General features: G+C 71.3%; 17 protein-coding genes. 13 read left to right on the forward strand and 4 right to left on the reverse strand.

Annotation, left to right across the window (positions count from 1 at the left end; all coding sequences use genetic code 11):
* Positions 1-660: 660 nt before the first annotated feature.
* The gene (locus tag HG543_RS14665; RefSeq protein ID WP_169345381.1) at positions 661-1,107 is read right to left on the reverse strand and encodes a winged helix-turn-helix transcriptional regulator; all 447 of its coding nucleotides are present in this window, start codon (positions 1,105-1,107) and stop codon (positions 661-663) included.
* A gap of 109 nt (positions 1,108-1,216) precedes the next feature.
* Between HG543_RS14665 and HG543_RS14670 the strand changes: the two genes are divergently transcribed.
* Entirely contained in the window at positions 1,217-2,056 is an 840-nt protein-coding gene (locus tag HG543_RS14670) for an NAD(P)H-binding protein (protein WP_169345382.1), read from the forward strand.
* A 1-nt stretch (position 2,057) separates the two neighbouring features.
* Here HG543_RS14670 and HG543_RS14675 read toward each other — a convergent pair whose 3' ends face one another.
* On the reverse strand, positions 2,058-3,239 hold the full coding sequence (locus HG543_RS14675; protein WP_169345383.1) for a S41 family peptidase: 1,182 nt from the start codon (positions 3,237-3,239) through the stop codon (positions 2,058-2,060).
* 156 nt (positions 3,240-3,395) lie between these two features.
* Here HG543_RS14675 and HG543_RS14680 point away from each other — a divergent pair, with 156 nt between their 5' ends.
* The 8 genes from HG543_RS14680 (at position 3,396) to HG543_RS14715 (ending at position 13,355) form a co-directional block, all read left to right on the forward strand.
* Complete coding sequence (locus HG543_RS14680; protein WP_169345384.1) at positions 3,396-4,037, forward strand: LuxR C-terminal-related transcriptional regulator; 642 nt, start codon at positions 3,396-3,398, stop codon at positions 4,035-4,037.
* Positions 4,038-4,065: 28 nt separating this feature from the next.
* On the forward strand, positions 4,066-5,601 hold the full coding sequence (locus HG543_RS14685; RefSeq protein ID WP_169345385.1) for an AAA family ATPase: 1,536 nt from the start codon (positions 4,066-4,068) through the stop codon (positions 5,599-5,601).
* On the forward strand, positions 5,598-6,425 hold the full coding sequence (locus HG543_RS14690) for a hypothetical protein (protein ID WP_171818460.1): 828 nt from the start codon (positions 5,598-5,600) through the stop codon (positions 6,423-6,425). Before HG543_RS14685 ends, HG543_RS14690 begins: the two co-directional genes overlap by 4 nt.
* Positions 6,422-8,080, forward strand: a complete 1,659-nt coding sequence (locus HG543_RS14695; RefSeq protein WP_169345387.1) for a M48 family metalloprotease — start codon at positions 6,422-6,424, stop codon at positions 8,078-8,080. Before HG543_RS14690 ends, HG543_RS14695 begins: the two co-directional genes overlap by 4 nt.
* The gene (locus tag HG543_RS14700; protein WP_169345388.1) at positions 8,080-8,643 is read left to right on the forward strand and encodes a hypothetical protein; all 564 of its coding nucleotides are present in this window, start codon (positions 8,080-8,082) and stop codon (positions 8,641-8,643) included. Before HG543_RS14695 ends, HG543_RS14700 begins: the two co-directional genes overlap by 1 nt.
* Positions 8,640-9,953, forward strand: coding sequence for a phenylacetate--CoA ligase family protein (locus HG543_RS14705; protein ID WP_343073356.1), 1,314 nt, complete (start codon positions 8,640-8,642; stop codon positions 9,951-9,953). Before HG543_RS14700 ends, HG543_RS14705 begins: the two co-directional genes overlap by 4 nt.
* A 111-nt stretch (positions 9,954-10,064) precedes the next feature.
* Positions 10,065-12,239 (forward strand): sensor histidine kinase, encoded by a 2,175-nt coding sequence (locus HG543_RS14710; RefSeq protein ID WP_169345390.1) that lies wholly within the window; start codon positions 10,065-10,067, stop codon positions 12,237-12,239.
* A 105-nt stretch (positions 12,240-12,344) separates the two neighbouring features.
* Positions 12,345-13,355: an aldo/keto reductase gene (locus HG543_RS14715; RefSeq protein ID WP_169345391.1), complete on the forward strand. Its 1,011-nt coding sequence runs from the start codon at positions 12,345-12,347 to the stop codon at positions 13,353-13,355.
* Between the two features lie 10 nt (positions 13,356-13,365).
* On the opposite strand, the gene HG543_RS14720 is transcribed toward HG543_RS14715, so the two are convergent.
* Positions 13,366-14,154, reverse strand: coding sequence for a radical SAM protein (locus HG543_RS14720; RefSeq protein WP_169345392.1), 789 nt, complete (start codon positions 14,152-14,154; stop codon positions 13,366-13,368).
* Between the two features lie 55 nt (positions 14,155-14,209).
* Between HG543_RS14720 and HG543_RS14725 the strand changes: the two genes are divergently transcribed.
* The 3 genes from HG543_RS14725 (at position 14,210) to HG543_RS14735 (ending at position 17,856) form a co-directional block, all read left to right on the forward strand.
* The gene (locus HG543_RS14725) at positions 14,210-15,619 is read left to right on the forward strand and encodes an asparagine synthase-related protein (protein ID WP_343073357.1); all 1,410 of its coding nucleotides are present in this window, start codon (positions 14,210-14,212) and stop codon (positions 15,617-15,619) included.
* On the forward strand, positions 15,604-16,797 hold the full coding sequence (locus HG543_RS14730; RefSeq protein ID WP_169345393.1) for a glycosyltransferase: 1,194 nt from the start codon (positions 15,604-15,606) through the stop codon (positions 16,795-16,797). Before HG543_RS14725 ends, HG543_RS14730 begins: the two co-directional genes overlap by 16 nt.
* Before the next feature lie 204 nt (positions 16,798-17,001).
* Complete coding sequence (locus HG543_RS14735) at positions 17,002-17,856, forward strand: ROK family protein (protein ID WP_169345394.1); 855 nt, start codon at positions 17,002-17,004, stop codon at positions 17,854-17,856.
* Between the two features lie 12 nt (positions 17,857-17,868).
* On the opposite strand, the gene HG543_RS14740 is transcribed toward HG543_RS14735, so the two are convergent.
* Positions 17,869-18,405, reverse strand: coding sequence for a pyridoxamine 5'-phosphate oxidase family protein (locus HG543_RS14740; protein ID WP_169345395.1), 537 nt, complete (start codon positions 18,403-18,405; stop codon positions 17,869-17,871).
* Positions 18,406-18,570: 165 nt separating this feature from the next.
* Between HG543_RS14740 and HG543_RS56295 the strand changes: the two genes are divergently transcribed.
* Complete coding sequence (locus tag HG543_RS56295; protein ID WP_169345396.1) at positions 18,571-19,995, forward strand: tetratricopeptide repeat protein; 1,425 nt, start codon at positions 18,571-18,573, stop codon at positions 19,993-19,995.
* Positions 19,996-19,998: the final 3 nt, after the last annotated feature.

Raw genomic sequence — 19,998 nt, forward strand, 5'->3', positions numbered from 1 at the left:
CCCCTCCCCACCTCCCCGGGCCACCGCCTCGCTGGAGGAATCATTCCTCCACGACGACCCTTCTACCGGAGGGGGCTGACATGTCAGGGAGGGTGGAGCCCGCGCCCGGTGAGGACCTGGCGGGTCATCTGGCTCCGTTCCAGCCAGGGGCCGGAAGGGACATGGGAGAGGACTGACATACGAGGGAGGCAGGGCTCGCGACATGCGAGGGGCTGACATCCAGGGAGGATGGGCCCGCGCCCGGTGAGGGCCTGGCGGGTCATCCGGCTCGTGCGCCCATCGATACATGGTGGCGAGGCGGAGCAGGTAGCGGCCCATGAAAAGCCGCGGCTGGAGTCATGCGGTGCCGCGGGACGACGGCCTGACCGCAACGGAGGCCGCGAGGGGCATCTGGCTCCACGCTCGCGACGAGGGTGGGAACCTTCGATGCAGGAGCGATTCGCGCCTCGAAGGAGTCAGCGACGGCCCACGGCGGAGGCGGCCACGTCGAGCGCCTTGCATACGCGTGGGCCTGGGAAGCCCCCTCATGTTCCTTCAGCAGAAGCGCCGCGCCATCTTCATCCGAACCACGACTGTCGGACCACGAGGGGAGCACCCCGCCGCTTCAACCCATCGATGCGTATGCGTCTCATGCCAGCATTCTCTGGGTTTCGGACATGGTCACTCCTCGAGCAGACGCGGTTTCGCCGCGCTCCGGGGTCCCGGGCGGCTCCGCCGCTCGACGGGGCGGTTCTGCAGGCGACGGCCGACATCCGCGATGGCCTGGATGACGGGGACGAGCTCACGCCCGAGCTCGGTGAGCGCGTACTCCGTCGATGGGGGCGTGGTGGGGACGACGGCGCGCGAGACCACGCCCCTGGCCTCCAGCTCTCGCAGGCGTTGACTGAGCACGCGCGCGGAGACCTCCGCGATATCGATGCGGAGCTCGCCGAAGCGCCGGGGTTGGGCGCTCAGGTAGTAGATGACGTGAGGGGCCCACGCACCGCTGAGCAGTTCCATCGAGCGGTTGAGCGGGCAGTCCTCTCCCGCCTTCGGGCCCTCGCCCCGTCGCCGCACGACGACGTCGGCGGGCGGAGTCGCTCGGTTCTTCCTGACTTTGAGTGCCATGTCGGTAACCGGGAAGTTACTGGCAAATGCAGGTGCCTCTCGCAATCGAAGTGACGATGCGTCTCCACGCTCGCTATCGAAGAGGGGAACTCTTTCGAGGAGCGAGCGGATGTTCGTCGTGACTGGGGCAACGGGCAATGTGGGGCGGGAGCTGGTGCGCACGTTGGCGGCGGAGGGTGAAGAGGTGTTGGCGGTGGCACGGAAGGCACCCACGGAGCCGCTTCCGCGGCGAGTCCGGCACGTTCAAGCGGACTTGTCCGACCCCGCGTTGCTGGAGCCACTCGTTCGGGACGCGAAGGGCTTCTTCCTGCTCGTCCCGGGGGGCGGAGAAGGCCTGGCTCCCGAGGCACTTCGGAGGCTTCTGGAGGCCGCGCGCGTCCCCCGCGTGGTGCTGCTCTCGTCTCAGGGAGTCGCAACCCGGCCCGCCGCGCCCTCCCACGCGCACCTGCGTGCCTTCGAGAGCGTGCTTCGAGACTCCGCTGTTCGTTGGACGTTCCTGCGGCCGGGGGGATTTGCCTCCAACGCCCTTGCCTGGGCCGCCACCGTGCGCGCCGAACGCAGCGTCGCCGCGCCTTTCGCCGACGTGGCGCTCCCCGTCGTGGACCCGGCGGACATCGCGGCCGTCGCAGCCAGCGCACTCCGGGAGGACGGGCACGCGAGCAAGGTGTACGAGCTCACCGGGCCAGCCGCCATTTCCCCTCGGCAGCAAGCCGCTGTCATCGCACAGGCACTGGGGACTCCGCTGCGCTTCGTGGAATGGAGTCGCGAGGAGGCCAGGGCCATGATGCTGCGGTTCATGCCCGAGCCCGTCGCCGACGGAACGCTCGACATCCTGGGGACGCCGACGGAGGCCGAGCGGCGCATCAGTCCCGACGTCGAGCGGGTGCTCGGGCGGCCAGCGCGCCCGTTCTCCGCGTGGGTGGAGCGCAACCTCGCGGCGTTCCGCTGAGTCAGCGACGGCCCACGGCGGAGGCGGCCACGCCGAGCGCCTTGTCGAGCTGCGGGTCCTTCCCGGCGGCGTACGGCAGGGCGTCCGGCACCTCCACGTCCACGGCCACGCCGGAGCCTTCGAGCCGCACGCCGTCCACCTCCACGTCCGAGACGGCGAGGTAGAGCAGGTCGCCGGAGGACAGGCGGATGGGCGCGCCCGCGAGCACGGCGCCCGCGGTGCGCTGGCCCACCAGGGTGCCGCGCTTGTGCTTCTTGAAGGCGAAGGCGACCATCTCCTTGCCGCTGCGGGAGTTGCCGTTGACGAGCAGCACCACCGGCTTGCGCCATGTGGTGGCGCGGGTGTTGCGCCGCCCGCCGCGGTCGATGCCGGTGAAGAACGGCACCAGCGGGTTGAAGAGGTCGAGGAACTCGGTGTTGCAGCCGCCCCAGCCGTCACGGAAGTCGATGACCAGCGCGTCGGCGCTCATGAAGGTCTCCGTCAGGGCCATCCGCAGGGCTTCCTGGTGCTCGGTGCCGGCGCACGAGTAGAGGTGCTGGTACGCCACGCGCTGGCCGCCGCGGTCGACGATGCGCGAGCTGCCGCGCTGGACCTCCAGCCACTCCCTCCTGGGGTTCACCTTGCGCGGGGTGACGGTGAAGGTGAGGAGCGCGGCGCCCTGGGTGCGCTCGAGGGAGAGGCGGGTGGCCCTGCCGTCGCGGCCGTTGAAGGAGGTGCCAGGGCGGAAGGGCTTTCCCTCGACGGAGACGATGCGGTCGCCCCGGAGCACGCCAGCCTTCGCGGCGGGGCCTCCGGCGAAGACGTGGCGGACGAAGAAGCCGGCGGGAGTCTCGGCGATGTCCGCGCCGATGCTGGCGTGCTCGACGCGGGGGAGCCTGAGGAACTCCTGGAAGATGGCGGAGAGGGCCATGTCCCCCACACCGCCGCGCGGGTAGAGGACGGTGTGCGAGGCGCCCAGCTCCGCGAGAGCCTCATTGGTGCGGCGGGCGAAGTCCTCCGCGCTGGAGGCGGCGGCGCCGTAGCCTTGGTGCTTCGCGGCCCAGGCCTCGGCCTTCTTCGCGTCGAAGAAGCGGGTGCGGACGCTGTTCACCACCTCGTCGCCGGCCTTCGCGTAGGGGCTCGGGGCCGCGGCGTGGGCCACCGTGGCGAAGACGGTGCAGACCACCCCCCACAGCGCATTCATGCAGTGCCTCCTCCTTCAAACTTCTTCATGGAACTGAAGGGTCCGGCCCGTGACTGTCGGCAGGCTACCAGCGCCCACCCTCCGGCGGTGCCACCCGGAAGTCGCACCGGGCCATCACGAGCGGAGGGCCCGGGGGCTGGTTAAGGAAGAGGTCTCGTGCTGGACGCCGCCACCGCCCCCATCCGCCTCGCCCTCGTCGCCGAGGATCCGCTCGCTCGGGGCGCGCTCTCCCGCGCGCTGGGCGACCAGGCGGGCGAGCTGCTCCTGGTGGCCTCCGGCACGCAGGCGGAGCTGGAGTCCACGCAGGGCGAGGCACCGGACGTGGTGCTGTGGGACACGGGCCTGCGGCTGCCGGACGCGGACACGCGCGTGGAGGCGCCGGACCTGGGCGCTCCGGTGCTCGCGCTGGTGGCGGATGAGGCGGCGGGCGAGGTGGCACTGACGGCGGGAGCACGCGGGCTGCTCTTCCGCGACGTGGGCCCCGCGCCCCTCTCCGCCGCGTTGCTCGCCGTGGCGCGAGGGCTCACCGTGTTCGACCCGGCGCTCATGGAGGTGCGCGCGGCGCCCCGGGCCACGACGGCGGGCGGCACCGCCAGCCCCGACACGCTCACCCCGCGCGAGCGCGAGGTGCTGGCCCTGCTGGCCGAGGGCCTGTCGAACAAGGCCATCGCGGACCGGCTCTCCATCAGCGAGCACACGGCCAAGTTCCACGTCAACGCGGTGCTCGCCAAGCTGGGCGTCCAGCGCCGCACCGAGGCCGTCGTCCGCGCCGCGAGGATGGGCCTCGTCACGCTCTGACCGTCCTGGTGATACGCTCCCCACCCGAATGGCCAATCAGGACTGGGTGACGCGCCTGCTGTCCGGGCGCGCTTCGGCGGACAAGGGGCTCAACGTCCACCTCTCGGAGCGCGACGGGGGCAGCCTCCACGACAAGATGCGGCAGGCGTACTGGTGGATCACCAACAACGCCGTCATCTGCCCCTACTACGACCTCGAGTTCGGGCCGTCCGCCTCCCTCAAGACGCCCGCGGGTGAGGAGGTCCACCTCCCCGAGGACACCAGCTACAGCTCCTTCGTCCTCATCCCGCTGCTCACGCTCTTCACCTGCCGCCGCGCGCTGCTCGTGGGCGGCCCCGGGCGCGGCAAGACGACCTCCGCCGTGCTCATGGCCCTGCTCTCCGGGATGAGCCGCGACGAGGTCCACCGCGGCATCCAGCGCGGCCACCCGCAGCTGTCCATCGCGGACCTGCTCGGCGCGCCCCTGCCCGCGGACATGCTCAAGGCGGAGGAGATGTCCGCCGTGAAGGTGAGCTGGCGCAAGTGGATTGGCCAGCGCGTCAAAATCATCGACGAGTACAACCGCATCCCCACCAAGACGCAGTCCGCGCTCCTGTCCCTCATGGCGGAAGGGTACGCGGAGATGATGGACCAGTACGTCTACGCGGGCCGCTCGTCCTGGTTCCTCACCGCCAACGACGACCAGGGCGGCGGCACCTTCCAGGTCATCGAGGCGCTCAAGGACCGCATCGACGTCGTCGTGCGCGCGGTGCCCTTCAACTCGGGCTTCATGGACCAGCTCCTCCAGCGCCTGGAGGCGGACAAGTCCCCCGAGGAGCTGCTGCCGAAGGAAATCGTCTTCACCCCTGGCGAGCTGGAGCGCGCCTACGCCTCCATCCTCGAAATCGAAGTGCCGAAGGAGGTGCTGGAGCGCATCGCCTTCTTCCTCGGGCAGCTCGACTTCTGCCGCCGCGCCTCGCCGCGCTTCGAGTTCAAGCACAAGGACACGCTGAAGCTCGCCGGGCAGACGGTGGCGGCGGTGTGCAACGAGCAGTGCCCGCTCGACAAGAAGGTGCACCTGTGCACGCAGACGGAGAACGGCGTCAGCGTGCGCGCCTACCAGACCATCCTCCACTTCGCGAAGGCGCTGGCCTTCTTCCGCGGCCACTCCGCGGTGGAGCTGGAGGACTTCCGGCAGATTGCCCCGTGGGTGCTGCACGAGAAGCTGGTGCCCAACACGCGCAGCGCCTTCTTCGAGGCGAAGGACCACCGGCTGCTCCTCCAGGACCGCGTGGCCTGGATTCGCAACATGTTCGACATGGCCATGGCCCGCTTCGACACGCACCAACCCATCCGCCGCAAGGTGAGCGCCCTGCGCAACGAGCTGGACAAGGGCCTGTCCGGCGTGGACCTGCGCACCACCGAGAAGCGCATCGCCGCCGTCACCGTGCTGATGAACGACCTGCTCACGAAGCAGGAGCTGTCCGGCCCCGTCTACGAGGACCTCATCCACCTGAAGTCCATGTACAGCCGCTACCGCAACTACGCGACGTGGCTGAAGGAGAACCCGGGAGGCCGGCCATGAGCACCTTCGTGGAGGAGCTGGAGGCGAGCGCCCGCGGCCGCTTCGTGCGCTGGGATTCCGCCCTGTGGCAGGAGCTGCTCACCGGCCCCGTGCCCCGGCTGGGCCAGGAGCTGGCGGCCTCGGGCGATGACCCGGAGAAGTGCGAGGAGCTGCTGCGCACCTACCTGCGCCTGGGCGCCGAGGCCATCGGCCTGGGCTACCTCTACCCCGGTAGCGCGGGCCGGAAGAACTTCTTCACCCTCGCCTGGGCGAACCTCATCCCCCGGCTGCTCGCGGAGGTGCCCGAGCCCGAGCGCGCCGGGGTGCTCGCGCAGCTGTGGAACCTGGGGGAGAACCTGGAGTCCGCGCCACCGTGGGTGCAGCGCATCTTCTATCGCGTGGGGCAGGACCTCTTCTCGCTGTCGGACATCGAGGCCCGGCTGCGCGAGACGGTGGCCCCCGCCATGGAGCCGCCCGCGAAGCAGCTGGGCGGCGAGGGCACTGTCCACTTCGTGCACCTGGCGGCCGAGGACAGCCGCTTCCTGCCCGGCCACATGCACTTCCTCGCCCCCACCGTGCTGTGCGTCCACGACCGGCACCGCACCGCCGTGGGCGGGCGCGAGGCGGCCACGCAGGGCGTGTGGCTGACGGACACGCCCATGCTCCTGGGCGCCATGGGCTGCCGCGAGACGCCCGAGTACACCCTCGACGAGGCGCGGGCCCTCACCCTGCTGGAGCTGAACGACCCGCGCGTGGACGGGTGGCACACCACCCTCGTCAACGACTGGCGCGCCGCCGCCACGCTGGACACCTCACAGTTCGTGGTGGTGCTCAACCCGGCATGAGCCCGCGCGGCTTCACCCCCGAGCACATCGCTGCGTGCTGGCGCGACGCGCTGGCGCTGTGGGACATCCACGTGCAGCTCACCCCGCCCGAGCCCCACGTGCCCTTCCTCCCGGGCGCGGACCACGCCAACGAGCCGCTCGCGTACATCGACCTCGCGAAGCGGCAGGTCTTCGTCCACTTCGAGCTGCTGGCGTCCATGGGCGCCGCCGACAGCCTCACCGCCGTGCTGGCCCACGAGATTGGCCACCACGCGAGATTCCCCCACACGCTCGGCTGGGACGCGGAGCTGCGGGTGCAGGAGCAGCGGCTCATCCCCGGGCTGAAGCAGTCCCTCACCAACCTCTTCTACGACTTGCAGGTGAACGAGGTGGTGGGCCGCACGCACGCGGAGCAGCTCGCGGAGGTGTACCGCGGCTTCCAGCGCGCCCGCCCTGGCGACGTGTCGCCGCTGTTCTTCTTCTACCTCGCCATCTACGAGGAGCTGTGGGGTCTGGCCGCCGGCACGCTCGCGCCCGCCGCGCAGGAGGCGGAGATGGAGCGCCAGTTCCCCTATGTCCGCACCCAGGCGCGCATGTTCGCGCAGACCTTCTACGCGCTGCCCACGCCGCGCCTCCAGTTCCTCTACTTCTGCGCCATGTTCATCCGCTACGTCGGTGAACCCCAGAAGCTGGAGTACTGCCTGCCCCTGGGCGGAGACGTGTCGCTGCCGGACGTGGACGACCTGGACGCGGCCGTCCACGGCTCCGCGGGCTGGGACGACGCGCTGGAGGACGCGAAGGAGCGCGGCTGGCTGAGCGGCGGCAGGAGTGGGGATGGGACGGACGCGCTGGACACCATCGACCGCGTCACGCGGCACCTGCCCGGCACGGACAGCGGGAAGCTGCGGCACGCGCTGGTGTCGCGGCACTACCGGCGGCTGGTGGACCAGCACATCGTGAAGCTGCCCTCCCTGCCCTCGCGCCCGGAGCCGTACCTGCGCACCCTCCCCGAGGCGTGGGAGTACGGCGACGACCCGTCCACCATCGACTGGACGCTGACGGTGCTGTCCCAGGGCCCGCTGGCGGCGGTGGCGCCGCTGCGCCGCGAGCTGGAGGCGGACCTGCCCATTCCCTCGGAGCTGGGCGTGCCGTCCGTGGAAATCTACCTGGACACCAGCGGCTCCATGCCCAGCCCCGAGCACCAGCTCAACGCGATGACGCTGGCCGCGCAGGTGCTGTCCGCCTCGGCCATCCGCAAGAAGGCCACGGTGAAGGGCATCATCTACTCGCACGACAATCCCCACGTGTCGCCGTGGATGTACGACGAGGAGACGGCGCGCGACTTCCTGCTGCACTACATCGGCGGGGGCACGTGGTTCCCCTTCCCCCTGCTGGAGACGCTGTCGCGCGAGCGGCCGGACGCGATGCGCGTCATCATCTCCGACAGCGACTTCCTGGCGAACGTGAGCCAGGGCAATGCCATGGACCTGCTGGTGGAGGCGACGCGGCGCTCCCGCGCGCTGGTCGCCTTCCTGGCGCTGCCGGACGAACACGGTGTCCGGAAGATATTGGCCCCCGTGCTGCGCGAGCGCCGCTTCCGCCTCGTGGTGGTGAGGTGGCTGTCGGACTTCGGCCCCGCCGCCGCCGCCCTGTCCCAGGCCCTGCTGGAGAACTGATGCGCTTCGACATTCCCCTCATCCGCAAGCAGCTCGCCTCGGTCCCCGTCACCTCGCCGTACCCGCATGACCTGGCCGTGGCCATCATCTGCGACACCTTCCGCATGGCGAACGTGCGGCCGCCCTCGCGCCAGGACTGGGCGGCCCTGGAGGACCACGCCAACTCCCCACTCTGGAGGGAGCAGGTGGGCATGCTCGCGCACGTGCTGGCCTCGTCGTCCCTGCGGGAGACCACGGCCCAGGTGCTGGTGAAGAGCGCCAACGCGACCGACATCCTCCAGCGCTTCTTCGCCAACATCGCTCCGCTGACGGCGGAGATGGTGCGCTCCAACGCCTTCCGCCAGGAGGAGTTCCTACGCAAGTGGGCGCACGTGGTGGGCGGCGAGGTGAAGGACGAGTCCCCCTCGCAGTCCACCCAGCGCCTGAACCAACTGGACTACCGCAAGGCGCAGCAGGAGATGGTGCGCGCGGAGGAGATTCGCCGGAAGGAGGCCGAGCAGCGCGAGAAGATGCTGGCCGAGGCCGCCCGGCGTGAAGCCGAGGCGCGAGGTTGGCGCGAGTGACGGGAGCCCTCCCCGCCGACCTCCACGTCGCCCCCCGCGCGCACATCCGCCGGGACACGTCCACGCAGCGCCCGCACATCCCCTGGGCCGAGTCCATCGCCCAGGGCCTCGCGCACCTCGCCGCGCTCGCGGACGAAGCGGAGGCCCGGGCGCGGCTCGACGCGCGACTGGTGGCGCTGCGGGGCGCGCTGCTCGCCTCGCCGTACCACCTCCGCCAGCTCCAGGAGGCAGGGCTGCACCCGGGGGACCTCCAGCGGCTGGAGGACCTGGGCCACTTCCCACTGCTGGACCGGAGCACGCTGGCGCGGCACTGGGACGCGGTGCCCACGCTGCCCGCCGAGAGCGACGAGTGCGTGGTGGTGAAGAGCTCCGGCTCCACGGGCGACCCGGTGCGCGTGGTGCGAGACAGGCGGGACTGCCTGCACATGTGGGCGGTGCTGCGGTTCCTCGTGTCGCGCGCGGGCGCCGTGCTGCCGCCGCGCCCCCGGGTGGTGCTGCTGGACGCGCTGCCGGGCGGGCTGGAGTACTCCGTGCGGCTGCCCATCTTCCATGACGGGGCGCTGCACCGTGTCTCCGTGCTGCGCGGCGACGCGCGCGAGCGCCTGTGCCGCGTGCGCCCCGCGGTCCTCTTCTCCGACCCGGAGGGGCTGCGCTGGCTCGCGGAGCAGCGCGAGGTACCCACGCCCCGGCTGGTGCTCACCTCCGCGCAGCACCTGCCCGTGGGTCTGCGCGCGGCGCTGCGCGAGAAGGTGCCGGCGCCCGTCCTCAACTACTACGCGACGACGGAGACAGGCCCGCTCGCCTGGGAGTGCGCGCGCGGCGAGGGCCGCTTCCACGTCTTCGCCCCGGACGTGTGGCTGGAGCCCGGCCTGGACGAGGTGGTGGTGACGCGGCTTCGTCCCAGCGTGCTGCCGCTGCTGCGCTACCGCCCGGGCGACGCGGGCACCGTGCGGCGGGACGCGTGCGCGTGCGGCTTCCACGGCTGGACGCTGGAGGGCTTCGGCGGGCGCGGCGCATGCCACTTCCTCACGCCCTCCGGACGCACGGTGGACGCATGGACGCTGGCCTGGGTGTTCAAGCACCACGCGCTGCGCGCCTTCCGGCTGACGCAGGTGGAGCGCTCGCGCTTCGAATTGGAGGTGGCCGGCGCGGAGGAGGCGAACGTGGGCCCGCTGTGCGAGCGGCTCACCGCGGCGCTGCGCAACCTCGGGTGGACGGAGCCGCGACTGGAGGTGCGCCACGTGGAGCCCGCGGCGCTCGCCACCCGAGCCAAGCCCCAGCCGTTCCGCACCCTCCTCTCCAAGGGGTGACGGGCTGCTCGCCCTCCAATCAACAAGCCTGGGTGTGAAGTCCCTCAATCGGGCCCTGCCGTGTTAGGCCATGAGCCTCTTCAGGGAAGACTCCGCCCGTCCCTCACGTGTATGTCCGAGCCCCTCCACCGCGCGGCCCTGCCCGCCTCCCCACCGTCCGTGCATGACGTCCCCGCTCCGCCGCCCCCCTCGGGTGGCCGGTGGCGGCGGCTCCTGGAGTCGGAGGGTGGCCGCTATGCGGTGGCGGTGGGCGCCTTCCTGACGGCCTTCGCCCTCCAGTCCGGCCTGTGGTCCTTCATGTCCGTCACCCCGTTCCTGTTCTTCTTCGGGGCGGTCATGGTGTCCGGCTGGTGGGGCGGCTGGGGGCCCGCGCTGCTCACCACGGCGCTGACGCTCGTGGCGGTGGACTATTACTTCCTGGCGCCGTTCCACAGCTTCGTCCTCGGGCCTGGGAACGCCCTGTCCCTGGTGCTCTTCACCTTGCTGGCGCTGCTCATCACCCTGCTCAACGTGATGTTCCGGAGGGTGGACTCGGAGCGCGCGGTGCTGCTGGAGCGGGAGCGCGCGGCCCGGAGCGCCGCCGAGGCCGAGCGGGCCCGGCTCCATGCCATCTTCATGGAGGCCCCGGCGCACATCGTCTTCCTGAACGGCCCGAGCCACGTCTACACCTTCTCCAACACGCTGAACGACGCACTCCTCGGCCATCGCCCTTTGATGGGCAGGACGGTCCAGGAAGCGGTGCCGGAGGCGGAGGCCCAGGGCATCATCGCCATGCTGGACCGCGTCTACACCACGGGCGAGCCCTTCATCGGCCATGCGCTCCCGGCCCGGTTCCAGCGGGCGGATGGCTCATCGCCGGAGATCTTCCTCAACCTCGTCTACCAGCCCACGCGCGACGCCCAGGGGCGGGTGGACGGTCTCGCGGGCTTCGGCTTCGACGTGACGGACGTGGTGCGCGCCCGCCAGCGCGCCGAGGCACTGGCCACCGACCTGCGGCAGGCCGAGGGACGGCTCCGGCTCCTCGCCGAGTCGGGCGCCCTGCTGGCCACCTCGCTGGACCCCGAGGCCACGCTGCGCGAGATGGCGCGGCTGGTGGTGCCCGCGCTCGCGGACTGGTGCCTCGTCGACCTGGCCGAGCCGGATGGGACGTTCCGCCGGGTGGGAGTGACCCACGCCGCGCCGGAGGACACGGACCTGGCGAAAGAGGTCCAGCGCTTCCCCCTGCGGCCCGACGGCAACCACCACCACCCTCCCACCGAGGCCCTCCTGCGCGCGGAGCCCCTCCTCATCGAGGACTTCACGCCCGAGCGCATCCGCCGGAGCACGCACAGCGAGGAGCACGCGCGGGTGATGCAGGCCACCGGCCTCCTCTCGCTCATCTCGGTGCCGCTGGTGGCGCGCGGGAGCATGCTGGGCGTGCTCACCTTCTTCACCACCACCCGCTCGGGCCGGCGCTACACGCCGGCGGACGTGCCCCTCGGCGCGGAGCTGGCGCACCGGGCCGCGCTCTCCATGGAGAACGCGCGCCTGTACCGCGAGGCGCAGGAGGCCATCCGCCTGCGCGACGAGTTCATGTCCATCGCCAGCCATGAGCTGAAGACGCCGCTCACCCCGCTGAGCCTGAAGCTGCAGGCGCTGGCGCGCGAGCTGGCCCGGCACCCGGATGCCATTCCCCGACGCGTGGTGGAGAGCTACCTGGAGGTCGGCACGCGGCAGGTGAAGAAGCTCTCGGAGCTGGTGGGCGACCTGCTCGACGTGTCGCGCATCACCACGGGCCGCGTCACGGTGACGTTGGAGGACGTGGACGTGGACGCGCTCGTGCGCGAGGTGCTCGCCCGCTACGAGCCGCAGGCGGCCCGCGCCGGCTCCACGCTCCAGCTCGACTGCCGCGCGTCGGGCTTCGTGGGCCGGTGGGACCGGCTGCGGCTGGAGCAGGTCATCACCAACCTCGTGGACAACGCCGTGAAGTACGGCAGCGGCAACCCCATCCACGTGTGCCTGGAGGAGACCCCGGGCGGCGCCCGCCTGAAGGTGCGGGACGAGGGCATCGGCATCGACCCGGAGTACCTGCCGCGCCTCTTCGGCCGCTTCGAGCGCGCCGTGTCGGAGCGTCACTACGGCGGCCTGGGGCTGGGCCTCTACATCACCCGCACGTTGGTGGAGATGATGGGCGGGCACGTCCGCGTCGAGAGCGAGCCGGGCAAGGGCTCCACCTTCACCGTGGAGCTGCCGCGGGACTCCAGCGCCTTCGTGGCGTCGGCGGGGGAGGACGCGCGCCCCCGGTAGCCGTGCGGGCCGCCAGCCGTGCTCCCATCGACGATGACGCCGAGCTGACCATCTTCTTCGTCTCGGAAGACCTCGCGCCGCGCGCACGCGGGAAGGGTTGAAACGATGGAGACACGGAAGCTGGGAAGAGAGGGACCGAGCGTCTCGGCGCTCGGCCTGGGCTGCATGGGCATGTCCGACTTCTATTCCGGTCGGGACGACGCGGAATCGGAGGCCACGCTGCTGCACGCGCTGGAGCGGGGCGTCACCTTCTTCGACACCGCGGACATGTACGGCTCGGGCACCAATGAGGAGTTGGTGGGCCGGGTGCTGCGGCCACACCGCGCGAAGGTGGTGCTGGCGACGAAGTTCGGCATCGTCCGGGACCCGGCGGACCCACAGAAGCGCGGCATCAACGGCAGCCCCGAGTACGTGAAGAAGGCCTGCGAGGCGAGCCTGCGCCGGCTGGGCGTGGACGTCATCGACCTGTACTACCTGCACCGGGTGGACGCGAACACGCTCATCGAGGACACGGTGGGCGCCATGGCGGAGCTGGTGCACGAGGGGAAGGTGCGCTTCCTCGGGCTGTCGGAGGTGGACGCGCCCACGCTGCGGCGGGCGTACCGCATCCACCCGATTACCGCGGTGCAGAGCGAGTACTCCCTGTGGAGCCGTGAGCCGGAGGATGGCGTGCTCCAGGCGTGCCGTGAGCTGGGCGTGGGCTTCGTGCCGTACAGCCCGCTGGGACGTGGCTTCCTCACGGGGCAGATAAAGCGCTTCGAGGACCTGGCGCAGGATGACTACCGCCGCAACTCGCCGCGCTTCCAGGGGGACAACTTCGAGCGCAACCTGCAATTGGTGACGCACATCGAGCGGCTGGCGAGGGCGAAGGGGTGCACGCCCGCGCAGCTCGCGCTGGCGTGGGTGCTGGCCCGGGGCAAGGACCTCGTGCCGATTCCGGGCACCAAGCGGCGCAAGTACCTGGACGAGAACCTGGGCGCGCTGGACGTGAAGCTCACGGAGAAGGACCTCGCGGACATCGAGGCCATCGCGCCGCCGGGAGTCGCTTCGGGAGACCGCTACCCGGCGTCGATGCAGTCCACGCTGCCGAAGTCGGCACCGAGGCCCACGCGCTGAGGACACCCCGTCACACGCGAGCGCGCGGGAGCTGCGCGTGAGGACGGAAGTCGCCGCTGGCACCCAGGCAGTAGCGGCAGGTCGCCAGCGGCGTATCCCGCTCCAGGTAGCCGAGCATCCGCTCCAGCAGGTCCGGAGCGTCGAGAGAGACACCGTCCACCTCGGCGAGCGTGGGCATCTCCGGGTACGTGGGCCCGAGTACCGTGGCCACGTGAGGTGGACGCGTGCACGAGTAGAAGCGGCCCGCGTGCACGAGGTGGCAACGCACCTTGAGCCAGCAGCGCTCGTGGATGGCGCGCACGGCGGCGTCCGAGGTGTGCGGCGTGTCCGGCGTGAGCTGCTGGAAGGCGTCGATGTGCTTCACGGAGAGGTGGACGCCGTGCTGCTCGCAGCGCTCGGTGATGCGGGCGATGGAGCGCTCGGGCAGCGGCGCGGAGGAGTAGACGGACAGCGTCATCCGGTCCAGCCGCTCGTAGACGGCATCCGGGGCACTCTGGGCGAGGAAGCCGTTGGTGGTGATGGAGAGCTGCTCGGAGATGCCGGAGGCGCGCGCGGCGTCCAGCACGGCGGGGAGGTCCGGGTGGAGGAAGGGCTCGCCGCCGGTGAGCTTGAAGATGTTGGGGCGGAGGACGCGGGCCAGCCTGCGCAGGTCCTCGCCGAGCACGGAGGGACTGACGGCCCACGTGGGCAGGTGCGGAGACAGCGGGCAGCACTGCACGCAGCGCAGGTTGCAGTGCGTGGTGACGTGCGCCTCCAGGGACCAGGTGAGGATTCGACCGTCGTGAAGCTCGTAGCGCACGCGCGGGACTATAGCGGGGTTGCCCCGAGCCCCCGGCGCTTGTCACAGTCCCCGCGTGTCCTTCGTCCCCGGCGGCCCGCTCGCCACCCTGCCCCACTACCAGCCACGCGGCGCGGCTCCCGAGGAGTCCGTGTGGCGGCTCGCGCCGGAGGGGCTGTCTCCCGAGGCGGTGGCCGCGTTCCTGCGGCACGCGCTGCCACCGGGGGAGAGCCTGTTCCGGAACGTGACGCGGGAACGGGTGGCGCTGCCCCGCGTGCGACGTCAGGGCACCACGGAGCACCTTGCCGAGGCCTCCTCGACGGAGACACGTCCATCCTCGGAGCCGCACCCATCGACGTCGACCACGGAGGAAACACAGGCCAGTCCACTGTCGGCTCGGCGCCTGCCGACATTGCCTCCGGAGGAAGAGGAACGCCTCGCGGAGGTACTCCTGTCGGCCCTCTCCGTTGTCGTGGGGGAATACGTGTCCTCGGGCGCGCGTGACGTGAGCCTGAGCGGCGGCGTGGACAGCGCGACCCTGTGCGCCCTGACCGCGCGCCACGCGCCGGGACGGGTTCGCGCCTGGACCATGGACGTCCACTTCGCCGATGCCACGGAGCGGCGGAACGCGAGGACGGTGGCCCGGGCCTCGGGCGTGGAGTTGGTGGATGTGCCCATTCCCGACGCCGTGCTCCCGGACCTCCTGGAGCCCGCCGTCCTCGGCAACGAGCAACCCATCATCAACGCCCGCGCGGTAGCGAGCTTCGCCTTCTACGCGGAGGCCCGGAAGCACGGAGCTTCGGTCCTCTTGAGCGGTGCGGGCGCGGATGAGGTGCTCCTGGGCAATCCCTCGGCGCTCTCCGGCGCACGGGCCCGCGTGGAAGAGGACCGCCGTCTCGCCCGCGAGGTCCTGCGTCCCTCCATTGTGGACAACTTGGGGACGAATCCCGAGGTCGCGGTGCCCTGGGCGCTGGAGCCGGAAGACGCGTCCGAGGAGGTCCGCTACGCCGCCTGGGTGCTGCGCGAGCTGGTGCTTCCTCCGGAGCTGCGAGGCGCGCGAGCCCACGGCCTCACCGTGCGCACGCCGTACCTCGACGCGGCCTTCGCGGACGTGGCGCTGTCGCTCCCCGAGTCCGCGCTCGCGCGGGACGGCGCGGGCAAGTGGCTCTTCCGGCATGCCGTGCGCGCACTCGTCCCCGACGAGGTCCGCCTCGCGCGCAAGACGCCCCGCTACGCGCACACCGCGCTCTCCAGTCCCGTGCGGGCCCGCTGGTTGGAGCTGTACCGCGCCTGGCTCACGCCTTCGCGCCTGGAACCGCTGCGAGTCATCGACCCCGGCGCGACACGCGCGCTGCTGGAGCGCTCCACACGTCTGTCTCCCGACGTTCCGGAGGCCAGCGCCGTGGACCGGCTGTTGATGCGGCTCGTCTCCCTCGCCATGCTCCAGGCGCACCGCGCCTCCGACACGCCATGTCCCGAATCCTGATTGCCACCTCGCCCGAGAAGGGCCACCTCAACCCCATGGCGGGCGTCGCGCAGTGGCTGCGCCGCATGGGGCACACCGTGGGCTGGCTCTGCATCCCCGAGCCCGCGCCGCAGCTCGCCGCGCTCGGCGTGGAGGTGCTGCACCTGCCAGGGACCGAGGCCCCGGCTCCCGCCATCGAGACGAGCGGAGAGGCCCTGGCGCGCCTCGTCCTGGACGAGGTGGCCCTGGGGAAGTGGATTCGAGGTCTGCTGCTCGACGCGGTGCCCGCGCTGCTCGGGCCCGTGCGCGAGGTGGTGCGGAGCTTCCGCCCGGACGTCATGGCGCTGGACGGGATGCAGTACGCGGCGGTGCTCGCGGCCCATGAGGCGGGCATTCCCTGGGCGGGCGTGTCCTCCGCGCTGTCGCTGCTGGAGCCCATGAGTGACTACGGCCTGAAGCGCAACGTGCGCGCGCTGGCGGCGGACCGACAGGCGCTGTTCGCCCGTCATGGCTTCGACGCGCGCTTCCGCAACTGCGAGTGCCTGTCGCCACGCCTCAACATCATCTTCGCCACCGAGGCCTTCCTGGGCCCGGACGCCGGAGTTCCTCCCGCCACGCACCTCGTGGGGCCCTCGGTACCGCCGGAGGCTCGTGGGGACGAGGTGGACTTCCCGTGGGAGCGCCTGGGCGACAAGCCCGTGGTGTACGTGTCCTTCGGGAGCCAGATTTCGTGGCAGCCCGAGCTGTTCCGCACCATCACCGAGGCCGCCGCGCCGCTCGGTGTCACGGTGGTGCTCAGCGCGGGCGAGCTGGCGGACACGGACTTCTCGCGCGCGCTGCCCGGGGACGTGGTCGCCGTGCCGTACGTGCCGCAGCGGCAGCTCCTGGCACGGACCTCCGCGTTCATCTCGCATGGTGGGGCCAACTCGGTGATGGAGGCGATGACGGCGGGCGTGCCCATGCTGCTGCTGCCCGTGTGCAACGACCAGCCCATCCAGGCGCACTTCCTGACGAAGTCCGGCGCCGGGCTCGCGCTGGACCCGCGCACCCTCACCGTGGACGCGTGCCGTGCCGCGCTCCGTCAGCTCCTGGAGCCCGGCACACCACTGCGCGAGCGGGTGGCCACCATCGCCGCCTCCTACCGTGCCCACGACGGCGCGAGGAAGGCCGCCGAGCTCATCACGGGGCTCGCGGCATGAGCGCGGGCACGTACGGCTGGGTGCCGCGGTGTCATGTGCCTCCGGGGAGCACCTCGATGGATGGCGTGAGGCTCACGGCATGAGCACGGGCCCCCACAGCCAGGCGCTCCGGCCGGGTCACGGTGTTGGAGCTCACGAGGCTCGCGGCATGACCCGGAACGCGCATCCTCCGTCGATGACACCGCTGGAAAGGGCGAGGCTCGCATGAGCACGGTCGCGCACGGCTGGACGCTCCGGCGTCACGTCCCTCCGGGTGTCACGAACCTGGAGGTGTGGAACCTCCCGGTGCTCGGGCACGAGCTGTGGGAATTGCTCGGCTCGGCTCGCGTGGACGAAGCCCGGCGCGACGGAGTCCCCGAGTCGATGCTCGCCTTCCACCTGCTCCCCGCGCTCGCGGGCGCGCTGGGGGAGCTGACATCGCGGCATGACGTGGACGCGGTGTGGCTCAGCGGCGGGCTGGCGTGCCTGGAGGGCTTCGCGCCACTGGTGGAGGAGGTCACGGCCGCGCTCCCGTGCCCCGTGTACGTCGCGGACGATCCGCGCTTCGCTCCCGTGCGCGCGGGACTGCGCATCCTGGCGCCGATGCGGCCCAACCGCCCCGTGGCGCTCGACATGGGCCAGACGAGCATCAAGTGCGCGAGCCCCCAGGCCGTGCACGTCTTCGAGCGGGACACGGCCACACTGCCGCTGCTGTTCATCGGAATGCCGCGCCCGGCCGACAAGCACCACATCCCCGCGGCGGTGCGCTTCGTCGCCGGAGCCCTGCGAGACTTCGCGGGCCAGCAGCCCCCGGACGCGCTGTGCCTCGCGCTTCCGTGCCCGCTCGACGCGGCGCTCCTTCCCGGTGGCTGCACCTATGGCTGGGAAGGGCATGCGCCGCTGGTCGCGGACATCCTCCGGGAGTCGGCTCTCCCCACCGGTGGAACCGTGCTGGTGCTCAACGACGCGGAGCTGGCCGCGGAGGCCGCGCGAGGGGACGCGAGGCTCGCGGACAGCCGGCGGGTGCTGTGCCTGACGCTCGGCTTCGGTCCGGGAGGCGCGCTGCTCGAGCGCGCCTGAGCGGGCCGGACGTCAGTGCAGGTCCAGCTCCTTCTTCGGACCGGGGTCGGGGCGCTGCTTCGTCACCAGGGCCTTCGCGGTGCTGAAGAGCACCTTGAGCTTGCCGCCCTCGGGGTGGACGTACTCGGCGTGCTCGGGGATGAAGCGCAGCAGGGCGATGTCACCCTCGTCGGGCCCCTTGGGGAACCACGGCTTCCAGTTGGCCTCCCACAAGTCGTGGATGACCTGCCGGTCCCTGACGATTTCCACCACGCCCGACACCGAGAGGTACGTGGAGCTGTTCTCGGTCGAGTGGAAGGCGAGCGAGCAGTGCGGGTCCACCTCCAGGTCGTGGACCTTCTGCGTGTCCACCCAGGTGGCGAAGTAGATTTCGGAGCCGGACCGGCGCTTCTTCGACAGGGCCATGGGCCGCGAGTGGAAGTGCCCGTCCGCGCCGCGGGTGGTGAGGAGCGCCACGTCGTAGCCCTTGAGGAGGGCCTCGAACTCCTGGCGGTCGCCTGGGGTAATGCCCTGTGCCGGCTGCGTCGTGTTGCCTTGAGTCTGTTCCATGGGCTCACCTCTCGTTCGGATTCGGGAAGGTCTTTCGCGGAAGTGGGACGACCTCGGGACAAGCTAGGAATGTCCTGATGCGGTGTGAGCCTCGGGACGGGAGGAGAGCGCATCGCCCGGCAGGCCGCCCGGTATGCCGGCCCGGCTCTTGCTCAAGGCGCGGGCATGAGTCTTCGAGCCTGTCTCCTCGTCCTGGCCGCCATGAGCGTGGCCTGCACCCACGCTCCCGCGCCGGTCGCCGAGCCCGCCCCACGGAGCGAGCCGCGCTACGTCGTGGGCCTGCTCCCGCTGCGTGCCGCGACCCCGGAGGCCGCGGAGGTGGCGAAGGCGCAGCAGGCGCGCATCCTCGCCTCGCTCCACGGGCTCACTCGCGAGGCGCCTCTGGACGTGGTGCACCCCGCCGTGGCGTCACCGTCCACGCTGGAGGAGGCGCGAGCGCGCACGGGCGAGGCGAAGGTGAACGCGCTCGCGTGGGGTGAGGTATCGCTGGAAGGTGGGAAGCTCGCGGTGAAGCTGAGCAGCTTCGAGGCGACGGTGGGCGCGCCCTCGGGCTTCTGGCCCATGGAGTACACGGTGGCGGACGCGAAGCTGGGCGAGCTGCTGGAGCTGGACGCGCTGCGCATCGGGCAGGCGCTGATGCAGGAGTCCCTGCTGCCGATGATGATGCGCTACCAGCCCTCGAACGTGCGCGCGATGCTGGAGGCGCTGGTGTCGAAGCACCCGCTGGACTGGGTGGGGCTGAATCCGGACATCATCGAGCGGCGCTGGGGCATGTTGGGGCGGCTGACGCGGGATGGTGCGCTGGCGGAGAAGGGCTACCGGGCCGCGCTGGCGCACGTGGCCGCGTGGCGTGCGAAGGGCACCGCGGCTCCGGGCACCGACGTGAAGGAGGCCTTCTACAGCGTGGGGCTCGCCCGGGGCCTGCTCCTGCAGGGCCGGACGCGAGAGGCGGTGGAGGTGCTCGCGCCCATCGTGAAGCGGATGCCGGGGGACGTGGAGTCGCGGCTGATACTCGCCCGAGCGCATCTGGCGCAAGGGGACATGGACGCGTCGGCGGGACTGCTGCGGCCGCTGGTGGACGAGGGGAAGAACACGGCGGCCACCCGCATGTACGTGACGGCAGTGGCGGCGATGCGCGACGGCGCGGAGCTGGCGAAGCAGGCGCTGAGCGTGCTCGTGGAGAAGAACCCGGACGACGTCATGGCGTGGCTGTTGGATTCGCTGTCCGGGCCCCGCGAGGCGCTGGTCGCGAAGCTGAAGTCCTTCATCGCGTCGCACGTGTCCGCGGACTGGCCGCTGCCGGTGGCGCGTTACCTCGTGGGCGAGCTGGACGAACAGGCGCTGTGGGCGGCGACGAAGGACGAGGACTCGCACACGGAGCGGCTGCGCCGCATCCAGGCGCACTACTACCTGGGCGAGGCGGCGCTGGCGGGACAGCTGCCCGGGCACGAGGGCCGAGCGGACACGCGAGAGGCACAGCGGCATTTCGAGGCCGCCATCGGCACCCACGCCTTCCACCACCCGACGTACGACCTGGCGGACTTCCAGCTCGAACAGCTCCGGCGGGGCCTGATGGCGGATGGGCGCTGAGGC

The sequence above is a fragment of the Pyxidicoccus fallax genome (assembly GCF_012933655.1).
Taxonomy (GTDB): domain Bacteria; phylum Myxococcota; class Myxococcia; order Myxococcales; family Myxococcaceae; genus Myxococcus; species Myxococcus fallax.

Bases quoted from the DNA above. Each gene is read 5' to 3' on its own strand.
- HG543_RS14665 (WP_169345381.1), bottom strand. From the start codon at position 1,107: ATGGCACTCAAAGTCAGGAAGAACCGAGCGACTCCGCCCGCCGACGTC.
- HG543_RS14670 (WP_169345382.1), top strand. From the start codon at position 1,217: ATGTTCGTCGTGACTGGGGCAACGGGCAATGTGGGGCGGGAGCTGGTG.
- HG543_RS14675 (WP_169345383.1), bottom strand. From the start codon at position 3,239: ATGAATGCGCTGTGGGGGGTGGTCTGCACCGTCTTCGCCACGGTGGCC.
- HG543_RS14685 (WP_169345385.1), top strand. From the start codon at position 4,066: ATGGCCAATCAGGACTGGGTGACGCGCCTGCTGTCCGGGCGCGCTTCG.
- HG543_RS14690 (WP_171818460.1), top strand. From the start codon at position 5,598: ATGAGCACCTTCGTGGAGGAGCTGGAGGCGAGCGCCCGCGGCCGCTTC.
- HG543_RS14695 (WP_169345387.1), top strand. From the start codon at position 6,422: ATGAGCCCGCGCGGCTTCACCCCCGAGCACATCGCTGCGTGCTGGCGC.
- HG543_RS14700 (WP_169345388.1), top strand. From the start codon at position 8,080: ATGCGCTTCGACATTCCCCTCATCCGCAAGCAGCTCGCCTCGGTCCCC.
- HG543_RS14710 (WP_169345390.1), top strand. From the start codon at position 10,065: ATGTCCGAGCCCCTCCACCGCGCGGCCCTGCCCGCCTCCCCACCGTCC.
- HG543_RS14715 (WP_169345391.1), top strand. From the start codon at position 12,345: ATGGAGACACGGAAGCTGGGAAGAGAGGGACCGAGCGTCTCGGCGCTC.
- HG543_RS14730 (WP_169345393.1), top strand. From the start codon at position 15,604: ATGTCCCGAATCCTGATTGCCACCTCGCCCGAGAAGGGCCACCTCAAC.
- HG543_RS14735 (WP_169345394.1), top strand. From the start codon at position 17,002: ATGAGCACGGTCGCGCACGGCTGGACGCTCCGGCGTCACGTCCCTCCG.
- HG543_RS14740 (WP_169345395.1), bottom strand. From the start codon at position 18,405: ATGGAACAGACTCAAGGCAACACGACGCAGCCGGCACAGGGCATTACC.
- HG543_RS56295 (WP_169345396.1), top strand. From the start codon at position 18,571: ATGAGTCTTCGAGCCTGTCTCCTCGTCCTGGCCGCCATGAGCGTGGCC.